We start from the raw sequence: 25,484 nt of genomic DNA, 5'->3' as shown, positions 1-25,484 counted from the left end.
GCCTCGTGCTTAGCTGACGCTTCACCCACACAAAGGCCACCTTCGGGTGGCCTTTGTGCATTCTGGATTGAAATGTACTCGATCCCATGTAAGAGGGGGCTTGCTCCCGATGACCGTGGTCCAGTCACTGAGGATGTGACTGAACCTACGCTATCGGGAGCAAGCCCCCTCTTACATTTATTGTCTGTATTGCCAAATTAAGTGTGAAAACGCGACATAACAATGTCGCTTATCGGACAGTTTGCCCCGCAACGGTGCGTTTATCTGCCTAATTCTGTACCCTAGCCGCCTCTTTATGCGTCCGCCTCCCAAAAGGAAGCTGCGCGCTAGACCGCTCGGTCTCCACAAGGACCGGCAGTAGTTCCCTCATCCATAGGGAATCCCTCTCTAAATTCCGATTCAGTAGTGTGGTATTTCCTCAAATGAACGTGTTGAAAAGCCAGGATATCCTGGCGTTGGGCTTTATGACCTTTGCCCTGTTCGTGGGCGCCGGCAACATCATCTTCCCGCCTATCGTTGGTTTACAGTCCGGGCCGCATGTCTGGATGGCCGCGCTGGGCTTTCTGATCACCGCGGTCGGTCTGCCGGTGGTGACGGTAATCGCCCTGGCCAAGGTCGGCGGCGGCATGGACGCGTTGAGCAGCCCGATCGGCAAGATCGCCGGTGGCCTGCTCGCGGCGGCGGCGTATCTGGCGGTAGGGCCGCTGTTCGCCACTCCGCGTACCGCGACCGTATCCTTTGAAGTGGGCCTGGCGCCGCTGACCGGTGAAAGCCCGCTGGCGTTGTTCCTCTACAGTTCGGTGTATTTCCTGGTGGTGTTCTTCGTCTCCCTGTATCCAGGTCGGCTGCTGGACACCGTGGGGCGTTTCCTCGCGCCGCTGAAGATCGTCGCGCTGTCCATCCTCGGCATCGCCGCGTTTGCCCTGCCGGCTGGTGAGGTGGGCGTCGCCACCCCGGAATATGTGGCTGCACCGTTCTCCCACGGCTTTATCAATGGTTACCTGACCATGGATACCCTGGGTGCGCTGGTGTTTGGCATTGTCATCGTCAATGCCATTCGCTCCCGTGGCGTCGAATCGCCCAAGTTGATCACCCGGTACGCGATCATCGCCGGGCTGATTGCCGGTGTGGGCCTGGCCCTCGTGTATATCAGCCTGTTCCGCCTCGGTTCGGGCAGCCATGCCGTGGCAGCCGGTGCCGGAAACGGCGCAGTGGTGCTGCATGCCTACGTGCAACACACCTTCGGCTCCCTGGGTAGCGGCTTTCTTGCGGTGCTGATCTCCCTGGCATGCCTGGTCACCGCGGTGGGCCTCACCTGCGCCTGCGCCGAGTACTTCAGCCGCATCCTGCCGCTGTCCTACAAGACCCTGGTGGTGATCCTGGCGCTGTTCTCGCTGTTTGTGTCGAACCTGGGCCTGACCAAGCTGATTGCGTTCTCGATCCCGGTGCTTACCGCGATCTACCCGCCGTGCATCGTGCTGGTGGCCCTGAGCTTCTGCAAAGACTTCTGGCTGGACCAGACGCGTATTGTCGGCCCGGTCATGCTGGTGTCGTTTATCGTAGGTTGCATCGATGCGCTCAAGAGCGCTGGCGAGGCGGATCGGTTGCCCTCGCAGTTGGCGAACCTGCCATTGAGCGACCACGGCCTGGCCTGGCTGGTGCCGGCGGTGATGATCTTGGTGGTTGCCGGGGTGATTGATCGCATGCTCGGCAAGCGCACCGAAGCCATCGCCTGACACTCAGGCTTCGCGCTGTACTGAAATGCCCCGTATCGATTGATGCGGGCCATTTTTATGGGCCATGAGCAGTGTCTTTTTCTATGGGCTATCGTCGAAAGGGCTGCCAGACTCTTTAAGTCGAAACACCGTGTATAAGGACCCGCATGTCGTTCATCGAAACCAATCAGATCCACTTGCTTGCCGCTCTCTGGTTCGTCCTGTGCTGGGGTGGCTACACCCGTTACGCCACATGGAAGGCCCGCGACACCGCCTGTCTGGCCAGCGTGCTGCATTTGTATCGTGAAGACTGGATGCGTCGCATGCTGCTGCGGGACAACCGCATTGCCGATGCCAGCGTGATCGGCAATCTGGAGCGCAACGCCTCGTTCTTCGCCTCCAGTACCCTGATTATCCTCGCTGGTATTCTCACCGTGCTGGGCGCTTCCGAACGTGCGGTGTCGTTGCTGGCAGACATCCCTATGGTCCAACAAGCCTCCCAGGGCATGTCGGAAATCAAGTTGCTGTGCCTGGCGCTGGTGTTCGTCTACGCCTTCTTCACCTTCAGTTGGTGCATGCGCCAGTACAACTTCGCCGCAGTGCTGGTCGGGTCGGCGCCGATGATCGGTGAGCGGCATGTGTCGGAGCAGGAGCGCAAGGCGTTTGCCTTGCGTGCGGCGAGGGTGATCTCCATGGCCGCCAACCAGTTCAACTTAGGCCTGCGCTCTTATTACTTCGGCATGACCATGCTGGCGTGGTTTGTCAGCCCTTGGTTGTTCATGTTGATGAGCAGCGGGGTGGTGTTCGTGCTGTACCGTCGGGAGTTTCATTCCGACGTACTGCAAGTGATGGTGTATACCCAGACGGATACGCCGCTGCCGGAGGCTGTCAAAGAGGCGGCTTAGTCTGAACCTGCGTATTCGCGCAGCGATTGAAAGCAGCAGACAAAGTAAAGCCCGCTATTTAAGCGGGCTTACTTTTTACGATGAAGCTAATTCAAACCGCGGTCTCAAGAACCGGTGGCTGGGGTCGCAGGTGCTGCTTCTTTTGCTGCCGCTTCGTTCGATTCAGCCTGAGCTTTGGCAGCATCGGCGTTTTCTTTCGCAGCGTCGTTCACTTTATCCTGTGCTTTGGCCATATCTTTTTGAGCTTGCTCAGAGTGCGCTGCGGCGTCTTGGGCTTTGTCTTCGGATTTCTTATCGCAGGCAGCGAGACCGAGGGCAGCGGCCAACATCATGGAAATAGCTAAAGTCTTACGCATGGGGTGTTTCTCCTTAGTGAAGATATCTACTGGCCTTTCGAGCGTGGGCGTTCGGCATTAGTTCCTTTTATTCCATAGATATATAAATCGCGGGCGTGAAGGAACTTTCGCTTGCTCCGCCTATTCGGCAAATAAACACTAATAAGAGTCTGCGACGAATGACCGAAAATCCCTTGTTAGAGCGTGCGACACGCTTCGTATCGGCCCTGCGTCATTGCCAGGTGTTGGGTATTACCGCTCATCATGCTGACGAGGAGGGCATCACGCTCGTCATGCCCTATGCCTCCCATCTGATCGGTGACCCCAGCACCGGCGTGATCCACGGCGGCGTCTTGACCTCTTTGATGGACACCGCCTGCGGCATGGCAACCTTGTGCGTGCTGCCGGAGTTCGAGGTGTGCCCGACTCTCGACCTGCGAATCGACTACATGCATCCCGCCGAACCGCACAAACCGGTCTATGGGTTTGCGCAATGCTATCGGGTCACCACCGACGTGATTTTTACCCGTGGTTTCGCCTATCAGGATGACCGACAGCAGCCTATCGCCCATGTCGTTGGCACTTTCATGCGCATGGGCAAACGTCTCAAGGGGACGCAAGGGCTGGGCGAGACGATCAAGGGAGGACACGCCTGATGCACCGATTCAAGACCCGACTGGAGCAGGCCCATGAACGCGGCAACTATGGGGCGCTGCTTGACCTGATTCCCTACGCCAAGCTGATCGGCATCGAATGCACCCGGCTGGGTGATGAGTTGCTGTTTCGCCTGCCGGCCAATAAAGACAATATTGGTAACCCCATATTGCCAGCGCTCCACGGCGGGGTCATCGCCGGCTTCATGGAGCTGTCCGCGGCGTTGCACTTGCTGGTGTTCACCGGCGCGCCGGGCATTCCGAAGATCATCGACTTTTCCCTGGATTACCTGCGTGCCGGGCAGTTTCGCGACACTTACGCCACATGCCGGGTGTGGCGCCAGGGCCGACGGGTGGCGAATGTGGCGATCACCGCCTGGCAAAGCACCTCGACCGAGCCCATCGCCACTGCCCGTGCGCATTTCAAGATCGAGGAAGTGCCCCGCCCTTGAAATTCTGGTCTTAGCCCCCAACTTTGATGACAACCCGCCGCCAACCCTCTTGGGCGCGGCCACTGCCATCCAATTGGAGTTTGATGACCATGAGTGTGGAAACTCAAAAGGAAACCCTGGGCTTCCAGACCGAGGTGAAGCAACTGCTGCACCTCATGATCCATTCGCTGTATTCCAACAAGGAAATTTTCCTTCGCGAATTGATCTCGAACGCCTCTGACGCTGTCGATAAATTACGTTTCGAAGCCCTGTCCAAGCCTGAGTTGCTGGAAGGCGGCGCGGAACTGAAAATCCGTGTGAGCTTCGACAAGGACGCCAAGACCGTTACCCTCGAAGACAACGGTATCGGCATGAGCCGCGAAGAGGCGGTCACCCACCTGGGCACTATCGCCAAATCCGGCACCGCCGATTTCATGAAGAACCTTTCTGGCGACCAGAAGAAAGATTCGCACCTGATCGGCCAGTTCGGCGTGGGCTTCTACTCGGCCTTTATCGTCGCCGACAAAGTTGAAGTGTTCAGCCGCCGTGCCGGCCTGGACGCCAGCGAAGGCGTGCACTGGTCCTCCAAAGGCGAGGGCGAGTTTGAAATCGCCACCGTCGACAAGGCTGACCGTGGTACCCGTATCGTGCTGCACCTGAAATCCGGTGAAGACGAGTTCGCCGATGGCTGGCGCCTGCGCAACATCATCAAGAAATACTCCGACCACATCGCCCTGCCGATCGAACTGCCGAAAGAACAAGCAGCCGCCGAAGGCGAAGAGAAGCCTGCGCTGGAATGGGAAACCGTCAACCGCGCCAGCGCCCTGTGGACCCGTCCGCGTACCGAGATCAAGGACGAGGAATACCAGGAGTTCTACAAGCACATCGGTCACGACTACGAAAACCCGCTGAGCTGGAGCCACAACAAGGTCGAAGGCAAGCTCGAATACAGCTCGCTGCTCTACGTACCGGCCCGCGCGCCGTTCGACCTGTATCAGCGTGAAGCGCCCAAGGGCCTGAAGCTCTACGTGCAGCGCGTGTTCGTGATGGACCAGGCGGAATCCTTCCTGCCGCTGTACCTGCGCTTCATCAAGGGCGTGGTCGACTCCAACGACCTGTCGCTGAACGTGTCGCGGGAAATCCTGCAGAAAGACCCGATCATCGACTCCATGAAGTCGGCGCTGACCAAGCGTGTACTCGACATGCTGGAAAAACTGGCGAAGAACGAGCCGGAGAAATACCAAGGCTTCTGGAAAAACTTCGGTCAGGTCATGAAAGAAGGCCCGGCGGAAGACTTCGCCAACAAGGAGAAAATCGCCGGCCTGCTGCGCTTCGCATCCACCCTGGGCGATGACGGCGAGCAAGTGGTAGGCCTGGCCGAATACCTGGCACGCGCCAAGGAAGGTCAAGACAAGATCTACTACCTGACCGGCGAAACCTACGCTCAGGTCAAGAACAGCCCACACTTGGAAGTCTTCCGCAAGAAAGGCATCGAAGTGCTGCTGCTGACCGACCGTATCGATGAGTGGCTGATGAGCTACCTCAACGAGTTCGACGGCAAATCCTTCGTCGACGTGGCCCGTGGCGACCTGGACCTGGGGAACCTGGACTCCGAAGAAGAGAAGAAAGAAGCCGAAGAAGTTGCCAAGGCCAAAGAAGGTCTGGTTGAGCGGATCAAGGCGTCCCTGGGCGATGCGGTCAGCGAAGTGCGGGTTTCCCACCGCCTGACCGACTCTCCGGCGATCCTGGCCATTGGCGAGCAGGACCTGGGCATGCAGATGCGCCAGATCCTTGAGGCCAGCGGCCAGAAGGTACCGGATTCCAAGCCGATCTTCGAATTCAACCCGGCTCACCCGCTGATCGAGAAACTCGACGGCGAGCAGAGCGAAGAGCGTTTTGGCGACTTGTCGCACATCCTCTTCGACCAGGCAGCCCTGGCCGCCGGCGACAGCTTGAAGGACCCGGCCGCTTATGTGCGCCGACTGAACAAGCTGTTAGTTGAACTGTCGGTTTAACACCGTTGTAGAAAAACCCGCTTCGGCGGGTTTTTTCGTTGTAGGCGCGAGCTTGCTCGCGAAAAACGTGAGCTCGTCGCGCATCATCCAGGATGCCCGCGTTCTCATTGACGTTTTTCGCGAGCAGGTTCCCACAAAACCCTCAACTGGAGTAAATGATGAGCCAAGTCACTGTGCGTTCCGTGGTCTATCAGATTGATGGCCAGTCTTATGAGAGCCGCCTGGCGTTCGATGCTAGCCACAAAGGCCCGCTGCCGGGCTTGCTGATGGCGCCGAACTGGATGGGGGTGAGTGCGGGGGCCGAAGAGATCGCCAAGGCCGTCGCCAGCAAAGGCTACGTGGTGCTGATCGCCGATCTCTATGGGCAAACCGTGCGACCGTCGAATAACGATGAGGCCGGTGCGGCGATGATGCCGTTGAAAAACGATCGCCCACTGCTGACCAAGCGTATGAAGGCTGCCTTCGAGCAGTTGCAAGGTCAGACCGAAGCGGCGGTCGACACATCGAAGCTGGCGACCTTTGGTTTCTGCTTTGGCGGTTGCTGTGCCCTGGAACTGGCTCGCACCGGTGTGCCGGTCAAGGCGGCCATCTCGTTCCACGGCACCCTCGACACGCCGAACCCGGCCGATGCGAAGAACATCAAGGGTGCCGTCCTGGTGCTGCACGGCGCGTCCGACCCCTTGGTGCCGAAAGAGCAACTGCCAGCATTTGAAGCAGAAATGAACGCTGCCGGGGTGGATTGGCAGTTACTCAGCTACGGCGGTGCGGTGCATTCCTTTACTGACCCCAACGCCAATGTACCGGGCATGATGATGTACGATGCGAAGACCGCGGCGCGGGCGTTCCAGTCGATGCATAACCTGTTGGATGAAGTGTTCAAGGGCTGATTTTTTCAGCGCCTGTTCCGAGCTTTTCGCGAGCAAGCCCGCTCCCACATCCGATCGCATTTGTTCTGTAGGAATACGGTGGGATGTGGGGGCGGGCTTGCTCGCGAATGCTATCTCACAGGCAACTCAATCCTTTCTGTTTCGCCCGGCACCGTTGGCCAATCCCCGGCCGCCCAACGCTGTCGCGCCTCCTCGATCTTCAACGGATCGCTCGCGACGAAGTTCCAATTGATCCGCCGTGGCCCATCCAGCGGTGCTCCACCGATGATCACCAGGTGGCAATCGGACTCGGCAAACAGCGTCATCGCCTGTCCGCTCGGCAACACCACCAGGCTGTGCACTTCCAGCGTTTCTCCATCCAACTGTGCTTCACCTTCCAGCACATACACCGCGCGCTCCTCATGTTCATCGGGGATCAGCAGCGTCGTGGCCGTTTGCATCCGCACGTCGGCATACACCGTAGGCGACAGCACCGGCACCGGTGATGTGAGGCAAAAACCGTTGCCGGCGATCAGGCAGATCTGCACGCCCAGGCTGTCACTGACGGGCAGGCTGGCGGCCGGGTGATGGCTGTAGTGCCCTGGTCCCGTCTCGTGGTCCTTGGGCGAGGCCAGCCATACTTGCAGCCCATGCAGGCTGAAACCACTGTCCTTCAATGCCGCGGGTGTGCGCTCGACGTGGGCAATCGCACTGCCGGCCTTCATCCAGCTGACATCGCCGGGCTGCACCACCTGGTCCGATCCCAGGCTGTCTTTGTGTTGCAGCACGCCTTCGAACAGGTAGGTGAGGGTCGACAGGCCGATATGTGGGTGCTGGCGGATATTCATGCCGGTGCCTGGCGCATAGCGGGTGGGCAGCATGTGGTCGAAGAACACAAATGGCCCGACCTGCCGGCATTCGCGCGACGGCAGCGGGCGCAGGATGGGTTGTCCTTCGACATCTTCGGGGCGAGGGCGGATCACGGTGAGGGTGTTCATGGTGCGTCCCAGTCTGAGCGGGTTGGATGACCCAGAGCATAACCCGCTCGACGGGAAGTCGGCGCTACTGGCTGAAGGCGCCTTCGGACAATTTGGTCTCAATGGTGACTTCGGCCGTGGTCATCAGCTTGTGCACCGGGCAGCGATCGGCGATGCGGTGCAGCTCACTGCGCTGTTCGTCGGTGAGTACGCCCTTGAGGGTGAGCTTGACGTTGAGCTTGTATTTGCCTTTTTGCTCTTCGGCGTCATCGCGGGTGACTTCCACGGTCACGCCGGTCAGCGGAATGTCTTTTCTCTTTGCGTAGAGCTTGACGGTCAAGGCCTTGCACGACGCCAGCGCGGCATCGAAGTAATCGTGGGGGGAGGGCGCCGAATCATCACCGCCCAGGCTCTTGGGCAGGTCGGTGAATAGCTCGTGGTTGTCGATATTGACGCTGTGGCGGAAGTTGTCATGGTTCAGCGTATTGACGGTAACAGGCATGGTAAACCTCACAGGCTGACAGGATTAAAGGTCATGCAGTTATAGAACATGCTGGGGCTTGGGTGTTCCGCGATGCAGGATTTTCAGTCACCCATGAAAAAGCCCCGAACCAGTCGGGGCTTCTTCATGTGATCAACCTGCGGGGCTTATTTGCCCTGCCAGCGTCTCAGCACCAGGGTGGCGTTAGTGCCACCGAAGCCGAAGCTGTTGCTCATCACGGTGTCGACTTTTGCGTTTTCAATGGTCTTGGTCAGGATCGGCATATCGGCGACGGCCGGGTCGATCTCTTCGATATTGGCCGAGCCGGCCATGAAGTTGCCTTCCATCATCAGCAGGCAGTAGATCGCTTCGTGAACGCCGGCGGCGCCCAGGGAGTGACCGGACAGGCTTTTGGTGGAGCTGATGGCCGGGGCCTTGTCGCCGAATACCGCACGCACGCCTTCCATTTCCTTGGCGTCGCCGACCGGAGTCGAGGTGCCATGGGTGTTCAGGTAGTCGATTGGGGTGTCCACGGTCGCCATCGCCATCTGCATGCAACGAATGGCGCCTTCACCGCTTGGCGCAACCATGTCGTAGCCGTCGGAAGTGGCCCCGTAGCCGACGATTTCCGCGTAGATCTTCGCACCACGGGCCAGAGCGTGTTCCAGCTCCTCGACCACCACCATGCCGCCACCGCCGGCGATGACGAAACCGTCACGCTTGGCGTCGTAGGCACGGGAGGCCTTTTCCGGGGTGTCGTTGTACTGGGTGGACAGGGCGCCCATGGCGTCGAACAGGAACGACTGGCTCCAATGCTCTTCTTCACCGCCGCCGGCGAACACGATGTCCTGCTTGCCCAGCTGGATCTGCTCAACGGCAGTACCGATGCAGTGAGCACTGGTGGCGCATGCGGAGGAGATCGAGTAGTTCACGCCCTTGATCTGGAACGGCGTGGCCAGGCAGGCCGAAACGGTGCTGCCCATGGTCCGTGTGACACGGTACGGGCCAACGCGCTTCACGCCTTTTTCGCGCAGGATGTCCAGCGCTTCCATCTGGTTCAGGGTGGATGCGCCGCCCGAACCGGCGATCAGGCCGGTGCGTACGTTCGATACCTGGTCTTCGCTCAGGCCGGAGTCGGCAATTGCGTCTCTCATGGCCAGGTAGGCATAGGCGGCAGCGTGGCCGACGAAGCGATAGATCTTGCGATCGATCAGCTCTTCGAGGGGCAGGTCGATGGAGCCGGAAACCTGGCTACGCAGACCCATTTCGGCATATTCCGGGTTGAAGCGGATGCCAGGGCGACTTGCACGCAGGTTAGCGGTGACGGTCTCTTTGTCATTGCCCAGGCAAGAAACGATGCCCAGACCAGTGATAACGACGCGGCGCATGCGGATAACCCTTAAAAGTTGTCAGTGGAAGTGAACACGCCGACCCGGAGGCCTTCGGCAGTATAGATCTCGCGACCGTCGACAGTCACCGAACCGTCGGCGATGGCCAGGTTCAGCTTGCCCTTGAGGACGCGCTTGATTTGAATGTTGTAGGTGACTTTCTTGGCGGTCGGGAGAACCTGGCCAAAGAACTTCACTTCGCCCGAACCCAGGGCGCGACCACGGCCTGGCAGGCCTTGCCAGCCCAGGTAGAAACCGACCAGTTGCCACATGGCATCGAGGCCCAGGCAGCCTGGCATTACAGGGTCACCTTCGAAGTGACAGGCGAAGAACCAGAGGTCCGGGGTGATATCCAGCTCGGCGACCAATTCACCTTTGCCGTACTTGCCACCTTCTTCGCTGATATGGGTGATGCGATCCACCATCAGCATGTTCGGGGCGGGCAGTTGCGCGTTACCTGGGCCGAACAGCTCACCGCGACTGCAGCGCAGCAGGTCTTCCCGAGTAAAGGCGTTTTGTTTGGTCATGCGAGCTCCTCAATAATCCCATGCGGCAGGGTGGGGCAAATCTTCCCGAACCGAATGAAGCGTTCATGCCTCATGTCGGCAGCCTACACATAGACTATTGCGTTGTAGTGAAAGTCACAGCGGCAAGGCACTGAATGTACACTTGTTCACTGAAATTTTAAACCGGGCCTGTTTATCGGTCCGTTCGGGTGCCTAAGACTGCCGCACTTTCGTCTTTCACGCCAGTCGGAGTTGGCTGATCGCGCGGCACTATTGCACCCAACGCTGTAGGATTTGCTGCAAATCCGTACGTTTGAACGGCTTGGCCAGGTAATCGTTCATTCCCGCTGCGAGACAGGCTTCACGGTCGCCCTGCAAGGCGTTGGCGGTCAACGCGATGATCGGCAGGTCGGCGCAACCCGGCAACTGGCGAATCTGCCGGGTGGCTTCGTAGCCGTCGATCAGCGGCAGCCGGCAATCCATCAGGATCGCCGTGAAAATCAGGCTCTCGGCGCTGCGGATCGCTTCGGCACCGTCGGTGGCCAGGCTCACCTCGAACCCCAGGCTGCGCAGCATGGCTTCGATCACCGTGCGGTTGACCGGGTTGTCCTCTACCAGCAACACATGGCGACCGTTGCCCGCGCTGGCTTTGCCTTCGGCGTTGGCGGCAATGGCTGGCACGCTGTGCTGGTCGATGGCCAGGGGAATCTCCAGGGTGAACACCGAACCACGGCCTTCTTCGCTCTGCGCGCGCAAGGTGCCGCCCATGCGTTCGGCCAGGGTGCGGGCGATGGGCAGGCCCAGGCCGGTGCCGCCGTAACGTCTTGAAATGGAACTGTCGGCTTGCTGGAACGCATCGAACATCAGTTCCAGGCGCTCGGCGGAAATGCCGATGCCACTGTCGCGCACGGCGCAGGTGAACCACACCAGGTCATGATCGAGGCTCTGCCAGTGCGGCTCGATGCTGATCGTGCCGTGCTCGGTGAACTTGAGGGCATTGCCGATCAGGTTCACCAGGATCTGCCGGATACGCGTCGGGTCACCCAGCACCCGCAAGGTGTCCATGCCCGGCGGGATCGGCAACGTGAGCGTCAGCCCTCGCTGCTGGGCGCTGTGCTGAAAGACCTGGGCGCAGTTGTTGATCAGGTCTGCGAGGTTGAACGGGATGTGCTCCAGCTCGAGGGCGGCGCGTTCGATGCGCGAGAAGTCGAGGATATCGTTGATGACTTTGAGCAGGTGTTCGGTGGACTCTGAGGCCAGCGCTGCATATTCGGCTTGCTCCTCGGTCATCTCGGTGGTTTCCAGCAACTGCAACATGCCTAGCACGCCGTTCATCGGAGTACGCAGTTCGTGGCTCATCATCGCCAGGAAGTCCGACTTGGCGTTGTTGGCGCGTTCGGCCTCTTCCCGGGTCTGGATCAGTTGGGCCATGGCCTGCTGCTGTTCGCGACTGGCCTGGTTGAGGCCTTCGGCGAGGTTGTTGATGTGCCGCGACAGGTCACCCAGTTCCGAATCATCCACGATCGGCAGCGGCGTCTTGTAATCGCCCTGCTGGATGGCCTTGACGGCATGGCCCATGGCGCTGATCGGCTGCGACAGGCTGGCCGCCAGGCGTCGCGCGAGCAGGAAGGTAAACAGTAGGGCGAACAGCGCGAGAATCCCGGCTTTGAACAGGATCTCCTGCTGGCGCTGGCTGAACGCATCGTTGGACATGCCGACAATCACCCGGCCCAGGTAGTCCGCACGGGGCGCCTTGGGTTCGTTGAGGTTGTCCTGGAAAAAGTCGTTGCCCAGTTGGATATGCTGCAGGCGGATCGGCGCCTGGAACACTTTTACCGACAGCGAGCGGTCGTTTTTTTCGGTGGACTGCTCGACGTACACCAAAATGTTCTCGTTGCTGTCCTGAATCTCCAGGAAGCGCACATGGGGCGTGGCCAGCGTGGCGCGCAGCAGGCTGTCGAGCACGTCGTTGTTGCCGGAGATCACCCCGTATTCGGTGGCGGGCGCCAGTTGGTTGGCGATCAGTTGGCCGGTGTGGTCCAGTTCCTGACGCAGGTCCTGGATACGCACGAAAGTGAAGAAGCTGATCAACAGCAAGGTCAGCAACAGCGCCGGGCCCAGGGTGATGAGCTGGGTGCGGGTGTTGATATCCCAACGACGACGCAAGGTCATGGGCGTTTTTCTCCTTCGGCCAATCGGGCGGCGACGCCGGTTTCATCCACCTGTTCGATGCCCAGTGAGCGCGCGACTTGCGGGTTGCCCACGACTTTGAAGTGTTCCGGGTACAGCGTGCGCGGCCAGTTGGCCGGCGGGTGGTCCAGCAGGTCGTCGAGCACGGCCAGCCAGTCGGCCTGGTCGCTGTAGGTGCTGGCCAGGCTGCCGGCCCGCACGAATCCTGCATTGGGTCCCACCAGCGGCAATTGCTGGGCGTAGCTGCTCAGCAACAGGTTTTTCGCGGTTTTCGGGTTGTACAGTTGCGGGTCGTCGAGGCCGAGCAGCACGTCGCTGCTTCTGAATAGGCTCTGCAGCGGGCGGCTGTCGTTGGTGTTGTCCCAGCGCTGGGGCACGATTTCCAGGCCCAGGGGCTTGGCATGCTGGCGCAGTTCGGGCAGCAGGAACTCACTGTCGGCGCCATAGAGCACACCAATACGCCGCGCCTGGGGCAAGATGCTGGCAATCAGCTGCAGTTGGCGCTCCAGCGGTGGGTCGCTCCACAGCAGGCTGATTCGTGCGTGCTGCGTGCTGCCCAGGCGCTGATGGGCCTGCAGGCGGCTGATGCGCAGCACCAGGGTCGCAGGGCCCTGGGCATCCTGCAGGCGCCAGTCGAGGCCGGGCAGGTCGAGCAGGATCAAGCGCGTATTGGCGGGCAGCCGGCTGGGGGGCGGCAAGTCCTTGAGGGGAGTGAAGGTGATGTGGTCTTCCGGGCGTTGCTCGGCGAGGGCCTGGGTGAAGGCCTGTACACCCACCCCGTCTTCGGCGGCAGTCAGCAGGATGTCCGCGCTCCACGCCGGCAGCGCCAGCAGCAGGCACGCCAGTAGCGCGCCGCGTCGGCAGAGTGAGTGGATAAAGCAGAAGGTCATCCGTGACGAGTCGCCCATGTCAGAACTCTAACTCCGCGCTGAAGTAGAGGACGTGGCGATGGTCATAAGTGTTGTCGGCCCATGTGGTGGGCTGGTTATCGAGGCGTTGTTGCAACATGCCGGCCAGCTCCACGTTGGCTTTGCCCAAGGCAATGCGCTTGGCCACCCGCAGGTCGACCCGTTCGAAGCGATATTGGTTGAGTGCATCGTCGCCATAGTAGAACAGCGCGCTGGACCAGCCTTGCCCCCATTCGCGCATCCAGCCGGCCGAGCCACTGTTACGCGCGGTTTGGGCTTTGTCCAGTGGGTTACTGGTGGTGGCATCGACATAAGCGTAAGTCAGCCGCAGGCGGTCGGCGTTGCTCATGCGCCAGTCGAATTGGGATTCGGCGCCAGTGAACCGCGAGCTGTTGGCGTTGCTGGCAATGTACTGGTTATTGCGCAGTGGCGAGCTGATCATGTTGGTGATTTCGTCGTAGAACAGCTTTACGTCCATGTTCAGCCCGATGTCGGCGAAGAAGCCGTTGTAGCCCAGCTCTCGCGAGCGCATCAGTTCTTTGTCGAGGTTGCCCGGGCCGCGTGTCTTCACGAAGTACTGCCCGGATGACTGCCCATAGGCCGGGGAACTGAGGTTGGTGACGCGGTAGCTCCAGTTGACGTTGTTCTCGAACATGTCCGGCGAACGGATTGCCTCGGAGTACACCGCGCGCAGGCCGTGGCGCGGGTTGATCAGGTAGTTGACCGCCACTCGCGGCGTCAATGAGTTGCCGCTCAGGTGGGTATCTTCATACATGGCGCCGCCCTGCAGCAGCCAATGTTCGCTGGCACGCCATTCAAGCTGGCCGAACAGGCGCCAGGTGGTGTCGTCCAGGGTGCCGTTGAAGTATGTGTCGGAGTCGGCGCGATCGTAGCGATAGTTCATGCCGCTGACCAGGCGCAGGCTGTCGGACAGGCTGAGGGTGTCCTGGACCTCCAGGTCGTAGCGGCTTTCGCGGGTGCTCTGGTCGATGTCGCCGCACACGCTCTGGCTGGCGCCGTTGCGCCATTGGTCCAGCACCTGATTGGCCAAGGCTTGCTCGGCGGCGCTGCCGGGTGGTGCGGAGCCCTGGCTGTAGGTGTCCATGTGCCGGGCCAGCAACTCGGCATAGTTGGGGTTGAGCTGCCATAGCTGGGTGAGTTCCGGGCTGAACGAGACCTTGGCGTCGCACGCCTTCCAGATTTGCCGACGGTCCCACTGTTGGGCCGAGCCCTGGATATACAGGCTGTGCTCGGGGTTGAAATCAAAGTTCCAACGCAGGGAGCCGGCATAGTCCTTGGCCGCAACGTCGGAATTGTTGCCGCCTTCGGTAATCCCGGCAAATACCGGCCTGTAGGTATAGGGGCGCTGGTTGGTGCCTTCCTTGGCATCCAGTTGCCAGTCGATGCTCTGCTGCGTGTTCAAGGTCTGGCTCACCGCCAGGCTGAAGCGGTTGAGGCGCCGACCGTCACGGCGGTCGGCGCCGACGGCATCGCTGTCGAAGCCATCGTCCTGTTGCCCGGACAGGGACAGGCGCAAATCGCCGGTCTCCCAGCCCACGCCCTGGCTGGCATAAAAGTCGTTGATGCCGCGTTCGCCACGCACCACCTTCACCCGTGAACCGTGGCTGTTGGCCGGCGAGCGCGTGAGGATATTGACCACCGCCATCAAGGCATTGGCGCCGTAGCTGACGGTGTTGGGGCCTCGGAATACCTCGATCCGCTCGATGTCCTCCATGGCCACGGGAATGTCGCTCCAGTCCACGGTGGCCAGGCCCGCGCGGTACACCGAACGGCCATCGATCAGCACTTGCATGCGCCGCGCATCGCTGGCGCTGGTGCCGTGGTAGTTCACCGCCGCCTGGTTGCCGGTGGTATAGCCGACCATCATGCCCGGCACCAGGCGCAGCAGTTCGCTGATGTCGCGGGCGCCGCTGGCCTTGATCAGTTCACTGTCGATCACGGTCATGCTGCCGGGTACCGCGGCGGCCGATTGCTTGAGGCGTGTGGCGGTCAACACCTGCGGCAGCGGTTGACTGTCGAGGAACAGATCATCAGCCAGTACAGGGCTACTACCCAACGGAATGCCCAACAGTAATAGCAACAGAGATGAACGGGGAGGAGGGCCCAAATACACGGCACGGCCTTGATAATTGCGGATAGCCGCCCATGTTAACTGAGGTGGGGCCTTTTGCCAGTCGTGGAACTTGCAATTACGTCGCACCTGTCTGGCCTTTTCCGACAAGCGTACGAATTGACACGGGGGCTGGCCGCAAGCGGGTCGCTCCGTATAATGCCGGCATCGCCACTGGTATGGATTAACGGATTGCATATGACTGAACAGCGCCCTATTGCGGTCCTGGGAGGCGGAAGTTTTGGTACCGCCGTGGCTAACCTGCTGGCCGAGAACGGTCACGCAGTGCGCCAGTGGATGCGTGATCCCGAGCAGGCCGAAGCCATTCGGGTGCACCGGGAAAATCCGCGTTACCTCAAAGGCATCAAGATTCATCCGGGCGTCGAGCCGGTGACGGACCTCCTGGCCACGTTGACCGACTGCGACCTGTGCTTTGTCGCGCTGCCTTCCAGCGCCTTGCGTTCGGTGCTGGCACCCCACACCGAACGGCTGGCGGGCAAGCTGCTGGTGAGCCTGACCAAAGGCATCGAGGCGCACACCTTCAAGCTGATGAGCGAGATCCTCGAAGAGATCGCCCCCCAGGCGCGCATTGGTGTGCTGTCCGGGCCGAACCTGGCGCGGGAAGTGGCCGAGCACGCGCTGACCGCCACCGTGATCGCCAGTGAGGACGAAGCGTTGTGCGAACGCGTCCAGGCGGTGCTGCACGGTCGTACCTTCCGCGTCTATGCCAGCAGCGACCGCTTTGGCGTGGAGCTGGGCGGCGCGTTGAAAAACGTCTACGCAATCATCGCCGGCATGGCCGTGGCGCTGGGCATGGGCGAGAACACCAAGAGCATGCTGATCACCCGTGCATTGGCGGAAATGACCCGCTTCGCGGTGAATCAGGGCGCCAACCCGATGACCTTCCTCGGCCTGGCGGGCGTGGGTGACCTGATCGTCACCTGTTCATCGCCGAAAAGCCGCAACTACCAGGTAGGTTTCGCCCTGGGCCAGGGCTTGAGCCTGGAAGATGCGGTGACGCGCCTGGGCGAAGTGGCGGAAGGGGTCAACACCCTCAAGGTACTCAAGGCCAAGGCCCAGGAAGCGGGCGTGTACATGCCGTTGGTCGCCGGGCTGCATGCGATCCTGTTTGAAGGGCGCACCTTAAACCAGGTCATCGAGCTGCTGATGCGTGCCGAGCCGAAAACCGATGTCGACTTTATTTCCACCAGTGGTTTCAACTGAGGAACGCGCCATGAACGATCCGAAAGCAGCGCCCAAGTACGAATCCATTGTCCTGCGCATCCTGTGGATGCTGGTATTTGCCCTGGTGTGGCAAGTGGCCCAGTTCCTGCTCGGCGCCTTGGTGGTAGTGCAACTGATTTACCGCCTGATCTATGGCGCGCCGAACCTGGGGCTGATGAACTTCGGCGACAGCCTCAGCCAGTTCCTGGCGCAGATCGGCCGCTTCGGCAGCTTCCACACCGAGCAAAAACCTTGGCCGTTCGACGATTGGCCCACCCCGCGCGCGCCCGAGGGCGAGGCGGCCCATAGCGTGCCGCCGGCGCCCCATCCGGTGCGTGATGAAGAGCCAAAACTGTGAGGCTGTGGATTTTGCGCCACGGTGAGGCGCAAGCGCATGCGCGTACGGACGCCGAGCGCAACCTCACCGAGCATGGCCGTGCCGAAGTGTTGCGCAGCGCGGCGCACCTGATCGGCCAGCCCATCGACGCCATCCTCGCCAGCCCCTATGTACGGGCGCAGCAGACCGCGCAGTTGGTACGCGAGGCGCTCGGGTTCGAGTCGGACATCCACACCGTGCCGTGGCTGACGCCGGAAGGTAATCCGCAACAGGTGCTGGAGAAACTCGACGCCGATGCCAATGTGCTGTTGGTCAGCCATCAGCCGCTGGTCGGCAACTTGATCGGCTTTCTACAGCATGGTCATCTGCGTCAGCCACATCCGATGTACACCGCCAGCCTGGCGGAACTGGAGGGGGAGTTCCCGCTGGCGGGGCTGATGAGCCTGGTCAGTGTGAAGAATCCGTAGGCTTTGTCGCTGCTTTTTGTGTGCTATATAGTCAGCCAAGCAAGTGCTTGGTTGGCTATCGTCGGACCACAAAGGAGCGCGTCCCATGCCCGTCGCTGTTCGTTTGCCGTTGCAGGTCTTCTTCGAACGTGAAGCGCGGCATCCGCGCAAACCCTTTCTGGTGCAGCCCATCGGCGCGGGTGAGGTGCAGGCCCTCACCTGGGGCGAGGTCGGCCACCAGGCCCGTTGCGCCGCGCACTGGCTGCGTGCCAGGGCATTGCCGCCAGGCTCGCACATTGCCCTGATCTCGAAAAACTGCGCCCACTGGATCATCGCCGACCTGGCTATCTGGATGGCCGGGCACGTGTCGGTGCCGCTTTACCCCAACCTCACCGCAGACTCCGTCGCCCATGTGCTCACCCACTCCGAGTCGGCGCTGGCGTTTATCGGCAAACTCGACGATTGGCCCGCCATGGCCCCCGGTGTGCCGGCGGACGTGCCGACCATCAGCCTGCCGTTGTGCCCGGCTGGCGCATTCGATTTCAGTTGGGCCGACCTGCAAGCCTGCCCGCCGCTCCAGGGTGGCCCGCTGCCCAGCGCTTCGGACCTTGCCACCCTCATCTATACCTCCGGCACCACCGGCTTGCCCAAAGGCGTGATGCACAGCTTTGGCACCCTGGGTTTTGCGGCGACGCGCGGCAGCGAGTTGTTCGGTTTGGGGGAGGAGGATCGGCTGCTGTCCTACCTGCCGCTGTGTCATGTGGCGGAGCGGATGTTTGTGGAGATGGCTGCGATCTATACCGGGCAAACGGTGTTTTTCGCGCAAAGCCTCGACACCTTTCTGACGGACCTGCGCAGGGCGCGGCCGACGGCGTTGTTCGGTGTGCCGCGTATTTGGAGCAAATTCCAGATGGGCGTCTACGCCAAGGTCCCGGCGAAGCGCCTCGATACCCTGCTGCGCCTGCCCTTTATCGGCAAACGCGTGGGGCACAAGGTGCTGGCCGGACTGGGCCTGGACGCCCTGCGCATTGCGCTGTCCGGCGCGGCGCCGGTGCCTGAGGCGCTGTTGCGCTGGTATCAGCACCTGGGCCTGGATGTGCTGGAGGTCTACGGCATGACCGAAAGTTGCGGGTACTCCCATGTCTGTCGCCCAGGGCAGCAGAAAATCGGTTGGATCGGTCTGCCATGCCCGGAAGTCGAAGTGCGCATCGACCCCACGGGCGAGGTGCAGGTACGCAGCGGTGCGACCATGGTCGGCTATTTCAAGGACCCGGAAAAAACCCTTGAGACCCTCACCGCCGACGGCTTTCTGCGCACCGGCGACAAGGGCGAGCAGGACGCCGACGGCCGTCTGCGCCTGACCGGGCGGCTCAAGGAAATCTTCAAGACCAGTAAAGGCAAGTACGTGGCCCCGGCGCCGATTGAAAATCGCTTGGCCGAACATGCGCGCATCGAGCAGGTCTGCGTGGTCGGCGACGGCCTCACCGCGCCAATCGGCCTGTGCGTGTTGTCGGCCGTGGGCCAGGACCGGCAAGCGTTGCACAGCAGCCTTGAACGCTGGCTGGAACAGGTCAACCAGGCCCTGGATAAACATGAGCGTTTGCGCCAGTTGGTGGTGGTCAAGGACAGTTGGGCGGTGGAAAACGGTTTTCTGACCCCGACCTTGAAGATCAAGCGCAACGTGATCGAAGCAACTTATGGTGCACAGTTCCAGTCTTGGAGCGAGCGCGCGGACGTGGTTCTGTGGCAGGATTAGGGTCATCATAAAACCCAAAAGGACACCCGTATGAGCCTGTGGCGTACCCAACCGAATATCGAGCACCTCAACGCCAGCCAGAAAAACACCATCGGCGAGCTGCTGGATATCCGCTTTGAGAGCTTCGACGATGAATCGTTGACCGCCAGCATGGTGGTCGACCACCGCACCCATCAGCCCTTCGGCCTGCTGCACGGCGGCGCGTCGGTGGTGCTGGCCGAGAGTGTCGGGTCCATGGCCGCTTACCTGTGTGTCGACACCAGCAAGTTCTATTGCGTGGGCCTGGAGGTCAACGCCAACCACTTGCGCGGTGTGCGCAGCGGGCGGGTGACAGCGGTGGCCAAGGCGATCCATATCGGCCGCACTACCCAGGTGTGGGACATCCGCCTGAGCAACGATGACGGCAAGGCCAGCTGCGTGTCGCGCCTGACCATGGCCGTGGTGCCCCTGGGCGAGAACCCACCGGCGCGATAGGCGTGGCGTGAGTGTCATCATTCCTGGCAGTTACAGTCATTGCTGAGTTGCCCGGGCATGGTGACAATTGATTTCTGTTCTTGAAGGTGGGGCCGGTATGTCGCAGCACGTGTTTTTTGCCCACGCCAATGGGTTCCCTTCGGCCACCTACGGCAAGCTGTTTGCCGCTCTGGCCCCGGAATATACGGTGGCGCATCTGCCCCAGCACGGTCACGATCCCAGGTTCCCGGTGGACGATAACTGGCAGAACCTGGTGGACGAACTGATCCACCACCTGGAGCAGCAACCCGAGCCGGTATGGGGCGTGGGCCATTCCCTGGGTGGCGTGTTGCATCTGCATGCGGCCATGCGTTGCCCGCACCTGTATCGCGGCGTGGTGATGCTGGACTCGCCGGTACTGACCCGCGCCGACCGCTGGGTGATCCGCGCCGCCAAGCGTTTCGGTTTCATCGACCGCCTGACCCCGGCCGGTCGCACCCTGGGCCGGCGTGAAGAGTTCAGTGACCTGGACGCCGCCCGCAGCTACTTTGCCGGCAAGACGCTGTTTCGTGGCTTCGACCCGGAATGCTTCGATGCCTACCTGCAACATGGCCTGCAACAGGTGGGCGATCGTCTGCGCCTGCGCTTCGACCCGGCCACCGAAATCAGTATCTACCGGGGCGTGCCCCACACCAGCCCCGGCCAGGTGCGCCAATTGAAAGTGCCGCTGGCGGTGGTCCGTGGTCGGCAAAGCCGCGTGGTGATGCGTCACCATGCCAGCGGCGTCGGACGCCTGCCCATGGGCGAAATGCTCACCATGCCGGGCGGTCACATGTTCCCCCTTGAACGTCCGCAGGACACCGCGACCTTGATCAAGGACCTGTTCGCCCGCTGGCAAGCCCGTGAGCGTGACTGCGCATGAGCATGCCCGTCGAAGAGGTTCGCCTGAGCCTGCCGCATATCGAGTTGGCGGCCCACCTGTTTGGTCCCGAGGACGGTTTGCCGGTGATCGCCCTGCATGGCTGGCTGGACAACGCCAACAGCTTTGCGCGCCTGGCGCCGAAGCTTGTGGGCTTGCGTATCGTGGCCCTCGATATGGCGGGGCATGGGCATTCGGCGCATCGTCCTGCAGGCGCGGGCTATGCCTTGTGGGATTACGTCTTCGACGTGCTGCAAGTGGCCGAGCAACTGGGTTGGAAACGTTTTGCATTACTTGGCCACTCCCTTGGCGCCATCGTTTCTCTGGTGCTGGCCGGTGCCTTGCCGGAGCGTGTGACGCACCTGGGGTTGATCGATGGCGTGATCCCGCCCACCGCCAGTGGCGAGAACGCGGCCGAGCGACTGGGCATGGCGCTACAGGCGCAACTGGGCCTGCAGGACAAGCGCAAACCGGTCTACGACAGCCTCGAACGCGCGGTAGAAGTGCGGATGAAAGGCCTGGTGGCTGTCAGTCGCGAAGCCGCCGAACTGCTGGCCCAGCGTGGTTTGATGCCGGTGCCGGGGGGGTACACCTGGCGTACGGATAGCCGTTTGACCCTGGCCTCGCCGCTGCGTCTGACTGATGAACAAGCCATGGCGTTCGTCCGTCGCGTAGGTTGCCCCGCACAGTTGGTGGTCGCCGCTGACGGTATGCTGGCGAAACATCCCGAATTGCTTTCCCAGCTACCCTTTACCGTGACAACCCTGCCAGGCGGCCATCATTTGCACTTGAATGACGAGCCTGGTGCGGTCCTTGTTGCAGACTGTTTCAATCGGTTCTTCTCCATGCCTTGACTTGGCACGGTCAACTGCCGAGGCTGGGCGGATCGAAAGGGAGTCAACCATGCACTATCGCGACACTGATCTTGAAACAGCAGCGACCTCCGATGGCCAGGACTCAACGATCCGATGAGCCTGCGTAAAGGATGTATCCGTTTTCTGGGGCTGTGTGCATTCAGCCCGTTGGTATTCGCCGCCGACGTGCCGGGTAGCCAGGACTTGCCCGCAGTGGTTCGCCAGATCGACGCGCAAATCGTCGACTACCGGCCCGCCGAAGAAAAAGAACGCATTTATCCCATGGGGGCGATCCGCAAGATCAGCGGCCAACTGCGTTATGAAGGCCAGGCCATCGCCCGGGGCCAAAGTACCGCCATTACCTACGAACTGCCCGCCGAACACAACGCCAGCGACGCCTTTACCGCCACCCGTGAAGCCTTGCAGCAAAAGGGCGCGCAGTTGTTGTTCTGGTGCAAGGCCCGCGATTGCGGTGAGAGCAGCCTGTGGGCCAACGAGATTTTCGGCAATGCCAAACTGGTGGGTGCCGATAGCCAGCAGGAATATCTGTTGCTGCGCCTGGCCGAGCCGCAGGCCAACTCCCTGATTGCGCTTTACGGTATTACACGGGGCAACCGCCGCGCCTACCTGCATGTCGAACAACTGGATGCCAGCGCACCGCTGGGGGATCTGTTGCCCACCTCGGCAACGTTGCTGCGTGAATTGAAAAGCACCGGCGATCTGGACTTCCCCGCGCTCGGTGCCGAGCCGGACGATACCTGGCTGACCCTGATTTCCCGTGGGTTGAACCTCGATACCACGTTGCGCGTGAGCTTGACCGGGCCGAATGCCGAGGCCTGGCGCCAGGCCTTGATCGACAAGGGCGTGCGTGCCGCGCGCATGGAAATCGGCAACGCTGAAACCAAAGGCCTGCATGTGCATCTGATACGCTGACCGATACAGGGCGAACGGACCCGTGCCGTTCGCCTAAGCTCTCTTCCTACAGCCTTCCTCTAGAGATACCCCATGTTCAATAACGATCGCCTGCTGGTGCAAATCCTGCTGCTGGTGCTGTTCGGGGCCAGCCTCTGGGTGATGGCGCCGTTCTGGTCGGCGCTGTTCTGGGGCGCGGTGCTGGCCTTTGCCAGTTGGCCGTTGATGGTGCTGCTCACGCGTTGGCTGGGCGGTCGGGAATCCCTCGCTGCCGGCATCCTGACCCTGGGTTGGATGCTGCTGGTGGCGGTACCGTTGGTGTGGCTGGGGTTCAACCTGGCTGACCATGTGCGTGATGCCGTGGCGTTGATCAAGGACATACAGGTCGACGGTCTGCCCGAGGCGCCGAGCTGGTTGGGCGCTATCCCGTTTGTCGGCGAACGGCTGGTGGCGATGTGGAACAGCATCGATCAGCAGGGCGCGGCGCTGATGGTCAGCCTCAAACCGTATCTGGGGCAGGTCGGTAACTGGCTGCTGGCGCGCAGTGCGCAGATCGGTGGCGGTATTCTCGAATTGACCCTGAGCCTGGTGTTCGTGTTCTTTTTCTACCGTGACGGGCCGCGCCTGGCCATGTTCGTGCACCGCTTGCTGGAGCGCTTGATCGGCGAGCGTGCCGGTTACTACATCGAACTGGTGGCCGGCACCGTGCAACGGGTGGTCAATGGGGTGATCGGTACGGCTGCCGCCCAGGCTGTGCTGGCGTTGATCGGCTTCCTGATCGCCGGTGTGCCGGGCGCGCTGGTGCTGGGGATCGTGACTTTCCTGCTGAGCCTGATCCCCATGGGGCCGCCGCTGGTCTGGATCCCGGCCACGGCCTGGCTGGCGTGGAAGGGCGATTACACCTATGCGGTGTTCCTCGGCGTATGGGGCACGTTCATCATCAGCGGCGTGGACAACGTGCTCAAGCCTTACCTGATCAGCCGCGGCGGCAACCTGCCACTGGTGATCGTGTTGCTGGGCGTGTTCGGTGGGTTGATTGCCTTTGGCTTTATCGGGCTGTTTATCGGTCCAACGTTGCTGGCGGTAGCGTACAGCCTGCTGATGGATTGGAGCGCGACTCAGGCCCAGGGGCGTCGCGAAGACAAGCCCCTCTAAACCCGTGGCAGCCACATCACGGCGGTCAAACCGCCGCCTGGCGTCTCCTCCAGGGTCAGGCGGCCGCCGAGGCGCTCAACCGCGTCCTTGGCAATGGTCATGCCCAGGCCGACGCCACCGGAGTTGCGGTTGCGTGAGCCTTCCAGCCGATAGAACGGCTCGAACACCGTCTCGCGTTTATCGGCGGCAATCCCCGGACCGTGGTCGATCACCCGGATAACCAGGGCCTCGCGGCTGTCTTCCAGTTCCATGCGTGCGCTGCCGGCGTAGCGCAACGCGTTGTCGATCAGGTTGTTTAGGCACGAACGCAGCGCCATCGGCTGCACCTGCAAGGGCGCGCAGGTGCCGGCAAATTGCACATCGCTGCCCTGATCCTGGGCGTTTTCACTCATGGACTCGACCAACGCCTGCACATCCAGCCACTGCCGGGTTTCGCTGGTGCGCTGTTCGTGCAGGTAGCTCAGGGTGGCGTCGAGCATGCCGATCATGTCGTTCAGGTCCTGGCGCATCTGGCCTTGCAGCCGCGTGTCCTCGATCTGTTCCAGGCGCAGCTTGAGGCGTGACAGCGGGGTGCGCAGGTCATGGGAGACCGCCCCCAGCATGCGCGCGCGCTGGCTGACCTGTTCGCGGATACGTCTTTGCATCAGGTTGAAGGTCAATGCCGCCTGCCGCGCTTCCCGAGGCCCGGATTCGTCGAGTGGGGCGCTGTCCAGGTCCAGGCTCAAACGTTCGGCCGCTTCGCTCAGGCGCTGGATTGGTCGGCTCAGCAGTTTGGCACCGTACCAGGCCGCGATAATCAGCGAGAAAAACTGAAAGGTCAGGGGCACCACGGGACCGCCGAACCAGGGCCGGTCGTCGTTCTCGCGCGGCGGCGGCGGCCTTGCCCCATCGGGCGGTTCGATAAATTGCTCATGGCGCGGTGGAGGCGGCGGGGGCGGTTGGCCGTAATGGTGAAACCAGAAATACGCCAGTCCATGGGCGAGCACAATCGCCACCAGCAACACGCCGAACAGCCGTCCGAACAGTGTGTTGAAGGGGGCACGCATCAGCCAATATCCCGGGCGTCGAACAGATAGCCTTCGCCACGCACAGTCTTGATCAACTGCGGCGCCTTTGGGTCATCCCCCAGCTTTTGGCGCAGGCGCGAGACCAGCAAGTCGATGCTGCGATCAAAGGCCTCGATGGAGCGGCCCCGGGCGGCATCCAGCAATTGTTCGCGGCTCAGCACGCGGCGCGGACGTTCGATAAACACCCACAACAGGCGGAATTCAGCGTTGGACAGCGGCACCACCAGGCCATCGTCGGCCACCAGTTGGCGCAGCACACTGTTGAGTCGCCAGTTGTCAAAGCGGATATTGGCACGCTGTTCGGTGCGATCGTCACGCACGCGGCGCAAGATGGTCTGGATGCGCGCCACCAGCTCACGGGGCTCGAAAGGCTTGGACATATAGTCGTCGGCGCCCAGTTCCAGGCCGATGATGCGGTCTGTGGGCTCGCAACGAGCGGTGAGCATCAGGATCGGGATGTCCGATTCGCCGCGCAGCCAACGGCACAGCGACAGGCCGTCTTCGCCCGGCAGCATCAGGTCGAGCACGACCACATCGAAGGTTTCGGCTTGCATGGCCAGGCGCATAGCGGTGCCGTCGGTCACGCCGGTGGCGAGAATGTTGAAGCGGGCCAGGTAATCGATCAACAGTTCGCGGATCGGTACGTCGTCGTCAACGATCAGCGCGCGGGTGTTCCAGCGCTTGTCATCGGTGATCACCGCGGCTTTTTGCTCGTCTTTCACTGGGACGGGTGGGGTTTGCATAGTGCGATCATCTGCCTGGTTGTTGCGGTCAGCATAGGCGCCCAGCCCCATGGCTGGAAGTGCTGCTCGGGGTCGTGCGGGCGAGGCTAGTCGTGCGGCGTGTTGGGGGCGTGTCGT

Annotated in this window: 25 protein-coding genes; 15 read left to right on the top strand and 10 right to left on the bottom strand. The window is 61.4% G+C overall.

Annotated features, from left to right (window positions below):
* Positions 1-422 precede the first annotated feature (422 nt).
* Positions 423-1,736: a branched-chain amino acid transport system II carrier protein gene (brnQ, locus tag ACLH0J_RS24820; RefSeq protein ID WP_411389475.1), complete on the top strand. Its 1,314-nt coding sequence runs from the start codon at positions 423-425 to the stop codon at positions 1,734-1,736.
* 146 nt (positions 1,737-1,882) lie between these two features.
* The gene (locus tag ACLH0J_RS24815; RefSeq protein ID WP_411389474.1) at positions 1,883-2,620 is read left to right on the top strand and encodes a DUF599 domain-containing protein; all 738 of its coding nucleotides are present in this window, start codon (positions 1,883-1,885) and stop codon (positions 2,618-2,620) included.
* 104 nt (positions 2,621-2,724) lie between these two features.
* On the opposite strand, the gene ACLH0J_RS24810 is transcribed toward ACLH0J_RS24815, so the two are convergent.
* A complete protein-coding gene (locus tag ACLH0J_RS24810) occupies positions 2,725-2,976 on the bottom strand; it encodes a hypothetical protein (RefSeq protein ID WP_010211724.1) in 252 nt (83 codons plus the stop codon).
* 158 nt (positions 2,977-3,134) lie between these two features.
* On the opposite strand from ACLH0J_RS24810, the gene ACLH0J_RS24805 reads away from it, so the two are divergent.
* The 4 genes from ACLH0J_RS24805 to ACLH0J_RS24790 all read left to right on the top strand — a co-directional run bounded on the left by ACLH0J_RS24805 (position 3,135) and on the right by ACLH0J_RS24790 (position 6,941).
* On the top strand, positions 3,135-3,611 hold the full coding sequence (locus ACLH0J_RS24805; protein WP_411389473.1) for a PaaI family thioesterase: 477 nt from the start codon (positions 3,135-3,137) through the stop codon (positions 3,609-3,611).
* Positions 3,608-4,060 (top strand): PaaI family thioesterase, encoded by a 453-nt coding sequence (locus ACLH0J_RS24800; RefSeq protein ID WP_411392888.1) that lies wholly within the window; start codon positions 3,608-3,610, stop codon positions 4,058-4,060. Before ACLH0J_RS24805 ends, ACLH0J_RS24800 begins: the two co-directional genes overlap by 4 nt.
* Positions 4,061-4,149: 89 nt before the next feature.
* Positions 4,150-6,054: a molecular chaperone HtpG gene (gene htpG / locus ACLH0J_RS24795; protein ID WP_411389472.1), complete on the top strand. Its 1,905-nt coding sequence runs from the start codon at positions 4,150-4,152 to the stop codon at positions 6,052-6,054.
* A 158-nt stretch (positions 6,055-6,212) separates the two neighbouring features.
* Positions 6,213-6,941 (top strand): dienelactone hydrolase family protein, encoded by a 729-nt coding sequence (locus tag ACLH0J_RS24790; RefSeq protein ID WP_411389471.1) that lies wholly within the window; start codon positions 6,213-6,215, stop codon positions 6,939-6,941.
* A gap of 110 nt (positions 6,942-7,051) precedes the next feature.
* Here the strand turns inward: ACLH0J_RS24790 and ACLH0J_RS24785 are convergent, their stop codons facing one another.
* From ACLH0J_RS24785 to ACLH0J_RS24755, 7 genes are all read right to left on the bottom strand, one after another.
* Positions 7,052-7,918 carry a pirin family protein gene (locus tag ACLH0J_RS24785; RefSeq protein WP_411389470.1) on the bottom strand — a complete coding sequence of 289 codons (867 nt, stop codon included), beginning with the start codon at positions 7,916-7,918 and terminating at the stop codon, positions 7,052-7,054.
* Positions 7,919-7,982: 64 nt separating this feature from the next.
* Entirely contained in the window at positions 7,983-8,399 is a 417-nt protein-coding gene (locus ACLH0J_RS24780; RefSeq protein ID WP_411389469.1) for an OsmC family protein, read from the bottom strand.
* 146 nt (positions 8,400-8,545) lie between these two features.
* A complete protein-coding gene (gene fabB / locus ACLH0J_RS24775) occupies positions 8,546-9,766 on the bottom strand; it encodes a beta-ketoacyl-ACP synthase I (protein WP_411389468.1) in 1,221 nt (406 codons plus the stop codon).
* An 11-nt stretch (positions 9,767-9,777) separates the two neighbouring features.
* The gene (fabA, locus tag ACLH0J_RS24770) at positions 9,778-10,293 is read right to left on the bottom strand and encodes a 3-hydroxyacyl-[acyl-carrier-protein] dehydratase FabA (RefSeq protein ID WP_003210552.1); all 516 of its coding nucleotides are present in this window, start codon (positions 10,291-10,293) and stop codon (positions 9,778-9,780) included.
* A gap of 249 nt (positions 10,294-10,542) precedes the next feature.
* A complete protein-coding gene (locus tag ACLH0J_RS24765) occupies positions 10,543-12,444 on the bottom strand; it encodes an ATP-binding protein (RefSeq protein WP_411389467.1) in 1,902 nt (633 codons plus the stop codon).
* Positions 12,441-13,370, bottom strand: a complete 930-nt coding sequence (locus ACLH0J_RS24760) for an ABC transporter substrate-binding protein (protein WP_411389466.1) — start codon at positions 13,368-13,370, stop codon at positions 12,441-12,443. The genes ACLH0J_RS24765 and ACLH0J_RS24760 overlap by 4 nt, the downstream gene beginning before the upstream one ends.
* Position 13,371: 1 nt before the next feature.
* Positions 13,372-15,504, bottom strand: a complete 2,133-nt coding sequence (locus ACLH0J_RS24755; protein ID WP_411389465.1) for a TonB-dependent receptor plug domain-containing protein — start codon at positions 15,502-15,504, stop codon at positions 13,372-13,374.
* A gap of 195 nt (positions 15,505-15,699) precedes the next feature.
* Between ACLH0J_RS24755 and ACLH0J_RS24750 the strand changes: the two genes are divergently transcribed.
* From ACLH0J_RS24750 to ACLH0J_RS24710, 9 genes are all read left to right on the top strand, one after another.
* Entirely contained in the window at positions 15,700-16,725 is a 1,026-nt protein-coding gene (locus ACLH0J_RS24750) for an NAD(P)H-dependent glycerol-3-phosphate dehydrogenase (protein WP_411389464.1), read from the top strand.
* Between the two features lie 10 nt (positions 16,726-16,735).
* Positions 16,736-17,083, top strand: a complete 348-nt coding sequence (locus ACLH0J_RS24745; RefSeq protein ID WP_411389463.1) for a DUF4389 domain-containing protein — start codon at positions 16,736-16,738, stop codon at positions 17,081-17,083.
* Entirely contained in the window at positions 17,080-17,529 is a 450-nt protein-coding gene (gene sixA, locus ACLH0J_RS24740) for a phosphohistidine phosphatase SixA (RefSeq protein ID WP_411389462.1), read from the top strand. The genes ACLH0J_RS24745 and sixA overlap by 4 nt, the downstream gene beginning before the upstream one ends.
* A gap of 85 nt (positions 17,530-17,614) precedes the next feature.
* Positions 17,615-19,264 (top strand): AMP-binding protein, encoded by a 1,650-nt coding sequence (locus ACLH0J_RS24735; RefSeq protein WP_411389461.1) that lies wholly within the window; start codon positions 17,615-17,617, stop codon positions 19,262-19,264.
* A 30-nt stretch (positions 19,265-19,294) separates the two neighbouring features.
* The gene (locus ACLH0J_RS24730) at positions 19,295-19,738 is read left to right on the top strand and encodes a hotdog fold thioesterase (protein ID WP_411389460.1); all 444 of its coding nucleotides are present in this window, start codon (positions 19,295-19,297) and stop codon (positions 19,736-19,738) included.
* A 97-nt stretch (positions 19,739-19,835) separates the two neighbouring features.
* Complete coding sequence (locus ACLH0J_RS24725; protein WP_411389459.1) at positions 19,836-20,639, top strand: alpha/beta fold hydrolase; 804 nt, start codon at positions 19,836-19,838, stop codon at positions 20,637-20,639.
* Positions 20,636-21,490: an alpha/beta fold hydrolase gene (locus ACLH0J_RS24720; RefSeq protein ID WP_411389458.1), complete on the top strand. Its 855-nt coding sequence runs from the start codon at positions 20,636-20,638 to the stop codon at positions 21,488-21,490. Before ACLH0J_RS24725 ends, ACLH0J_RS24720 begins: the two co-directional genes overlap by 4 nt.
* A gap of 114 nt (positions 21,491-21,604) precedes the next feature.
* Positions 21,605-22,423 carry a DUF4892 domain-containing protein gene (locus tag ACLH0J_RS24715; protein ID WP_411389457.1) on the top strand — a complete coding sequence of 273 codons (819 nt, stop codon included), beginning with the start codon at positions 21,605-21,607 and terminating at the stop codon, positions 22,421-22,423.
* A 72-nt stretch (positions 22,424-22,495) separates the two neighbouring features.
* Complete coding sequence (locus ACLH0J_RS24710; protein ID WP_411389456.1) at positions 22,496-23,557, top strand: AI-2E family transporter; 1,062 nt, start codon at positions 22,496-22,498, stop codon at positions 23,555-23,557.
* Here the strand turns inward: ACLH0J_RS24710 and ACLH0J_RS24705 are convergent.
* Positions 23,554-24,603 (bottom strand): sensor histidine kinase, encoded by a 1,050-nt coding sequence (locus tag ACLH0J_RS24705; protein WP_411389455.1) that lies wholly within the window; start codon positions 24,601-24,603, stop codon positions 23,554-23,556. The genes ACLH0J_RS24710 and ACLH0J_RS24705 overlap by 4 nt on opposite strands.
* Positions 24,603-25,367 carry a response regulator gene (locus tag ACLH0J_RS24700; RefSeq protein WP_411389454.1) on the bottom strand — a complete coding sequence of 255 codons (765 nt, stop codon included), beginning with the start codon at positions 25,365-25,367 and terminating at the stop codon, positions 24,603-24,605. Before ACLH0J_RS24700 ends, ACLH0J_RS24705 begins: the two co-directional genes overlap by 1 nt.
* Between the last annotated feature and the right edge of the window lie 117 nt (positions 25,368-25,484).

The sequence above is a fragment of the Pseudomonas sp. MPB23 genome (assembly GCF_046605395.1).
Classification (GTDB): domain Bacteria; phylum Pseudomonadota; class Gammaproteobacteria; order Pseudomonadales; family Pseudomonadaceae; genus Aquipseudomonas.
Note: the sequence above shows the minus strand (reverse complement) of the source record. Positions and strands in the feature narration are given on the sequence as shown.

Excerpts from the sequence above, each read along its gene's own strand:
- brnQ (WP_411389475.1), top strand. The coding sequence starts at position 423 with ATGAACGTGTTGAAAAGCCAGGATATCCTGGCGTTGGGCTTTATGACC.
- ACLH0J_RS24815 (WP_411389474.1), top strand. The coding sequence starts at position 1,883 with ATGTCGTTCATCGAAACCAATCAGATCCACTTGCTTGCCGCTCTCTGG.
- ACLH0J_RS24810 (WP_010211724.1), bottom strand. The coding sequence starts at position 2,976 with ATGCGTAAGACTTTAGCTATTTCCATGATGTTGGCCGCTGCCCTCGGT.
- ACLH0J_RS24805 (WP_411389473.1), top strand. The coding sequence starts at position 3,135 with ATGACCGAAAATCCCTTGTTAGAGCGTGCGACACGCTTCGTATCGGCC.
- htpG (WP_411389472.1), top strand. The coding sequence starts at position 4,150 with ATGAGTGTGGAAACTCAAAAGGAAACCCTGGGCTTCCAGACCGAGGTG.
- ACLH0J_RS24790 (WP_411389471.1), top strand. The coding sequence starts at position 6,213 with ATGAGCCAAGTCACTGTGCGTTCCGTGGTCTATCAGATTGATGGCCAG.
- ACLH0J_RS24785 (WP_411389470.1), bottom strand. The coding sequence starts at position 7,918 with ATGAACACCCTCACCGTGATCCGCCCTCGCCCCGAAGATGTCGAAGGA.
- ACLH0J_RS24780 (WP_411389469.1), bottom strand. The coding sequence starts at position 8,399 with ATGCCTGTTACCGTCAATACGCTGAACCATGACAACTTCCGCCACAGC.
- fabB (WP_411389468.1), bottom strand. The coding sequence starts at position 9,766 with ATGCGCCGCGTCGTTATCACTGGTCTGGGCATCGTTTCTTGCCTGGGC.
- fabA (WP_003210552.1), bottom strand. The coding sequence starts at position 10,293 with ATGACCAAACAAAACGCCTTTACTCGGGAAGACCTGCTGCGCTGCAGT.
- ACLH0J_RS24765 (WP_411389467.1), bottom strand. The coding sequence starts at position 12,444 with ATGACCTTGCGTCGTCGTTGGGATATCAACACCCGCACCCAGCTCATC.
- ACLH0J_RS24760 (WP_411389466.1), bottom strand. The coding sequence starts at position 13,370 with ATGGGCGACTCGTCACGGATGACCTTCTGCTTTATCCACTCACTCTGC.
- ACLH0J_RS24750 (WP_411389464.1), top strand. The coding sequence starts at position 15,700 with ATGACTGAACAGCGCCCTATTGCGGTCCTGGGAGGCGGAAGTTTTGGT.
- ACLH0J_RS24745 (WP_411389463.1), top strand. The coding sequence starts at position 16,736 with ATGAACGATCCGAAAGCAGCGCCCAAGTACGAATCCATTGTCCTGCGC.
- ACLH0J_RS24735 (WP_411389461.1), top strand. The coding sequence starts at position 17,615 with ATGCCCGTCGCTGTTCGTTTGCCGTTGCAGGTCTTCTTCGAACGTGAA.
- ACLH0J_RS24730 (WP_411389460.1), top strand. The coding sequence starts at position 19,295 with ATGAGCCTGTGGCGTACCCAACCGAATATCGAGCACCTCAACGCCAGC.
- ACLH0J_RS24725 (WP_411389459.1), top strand. The coding sequence starts at position 19,836 with ATGTCGCAGCACGTGTTTTTTGCCCACGCCAATGGGTTCCCTTCGGCC.
- ACLH0J_RS24720 (WP_411389458.1), top strand. The coding sequence starts at position 20,636 with ATGAGCATGCCCGTCGAAGAGGTTCGCCTGAGCCTGCCGCATATCGAG.
- ACLH0J_RS24715 (WP_411389457.1), top strand. The coding sequence starts at position 21,605 with ATGAGCCTGCGTAAAGGATGTATCCGTTTTCTGGGGCTGTGTGCATTC.
- ACLH0J_RS24710 (WP_411389456.1), top strand. The coding sequence starts at position 22,496 with ATGTTCAATAACGATCGCCTGCTGGTGCAAATCCTGCTGCTGGTGCTG.
- ACLH0J_RS24705 (WP_411389455.1), bottom strand. The coding sequence starts at position 24,603 with ATGCGTGCCCCCTTCAACACACTGTTCGGACGGCTGTTCGGCGTGTTG.
- ACLH0J_RS24700 (WP_411389454.1), bottom strand. The coding sequence starts at position 25,367 with ATGCAAACCCCACCCGTCCCAGTGAAAGACGAGCAAAAAGCCGCGGTG.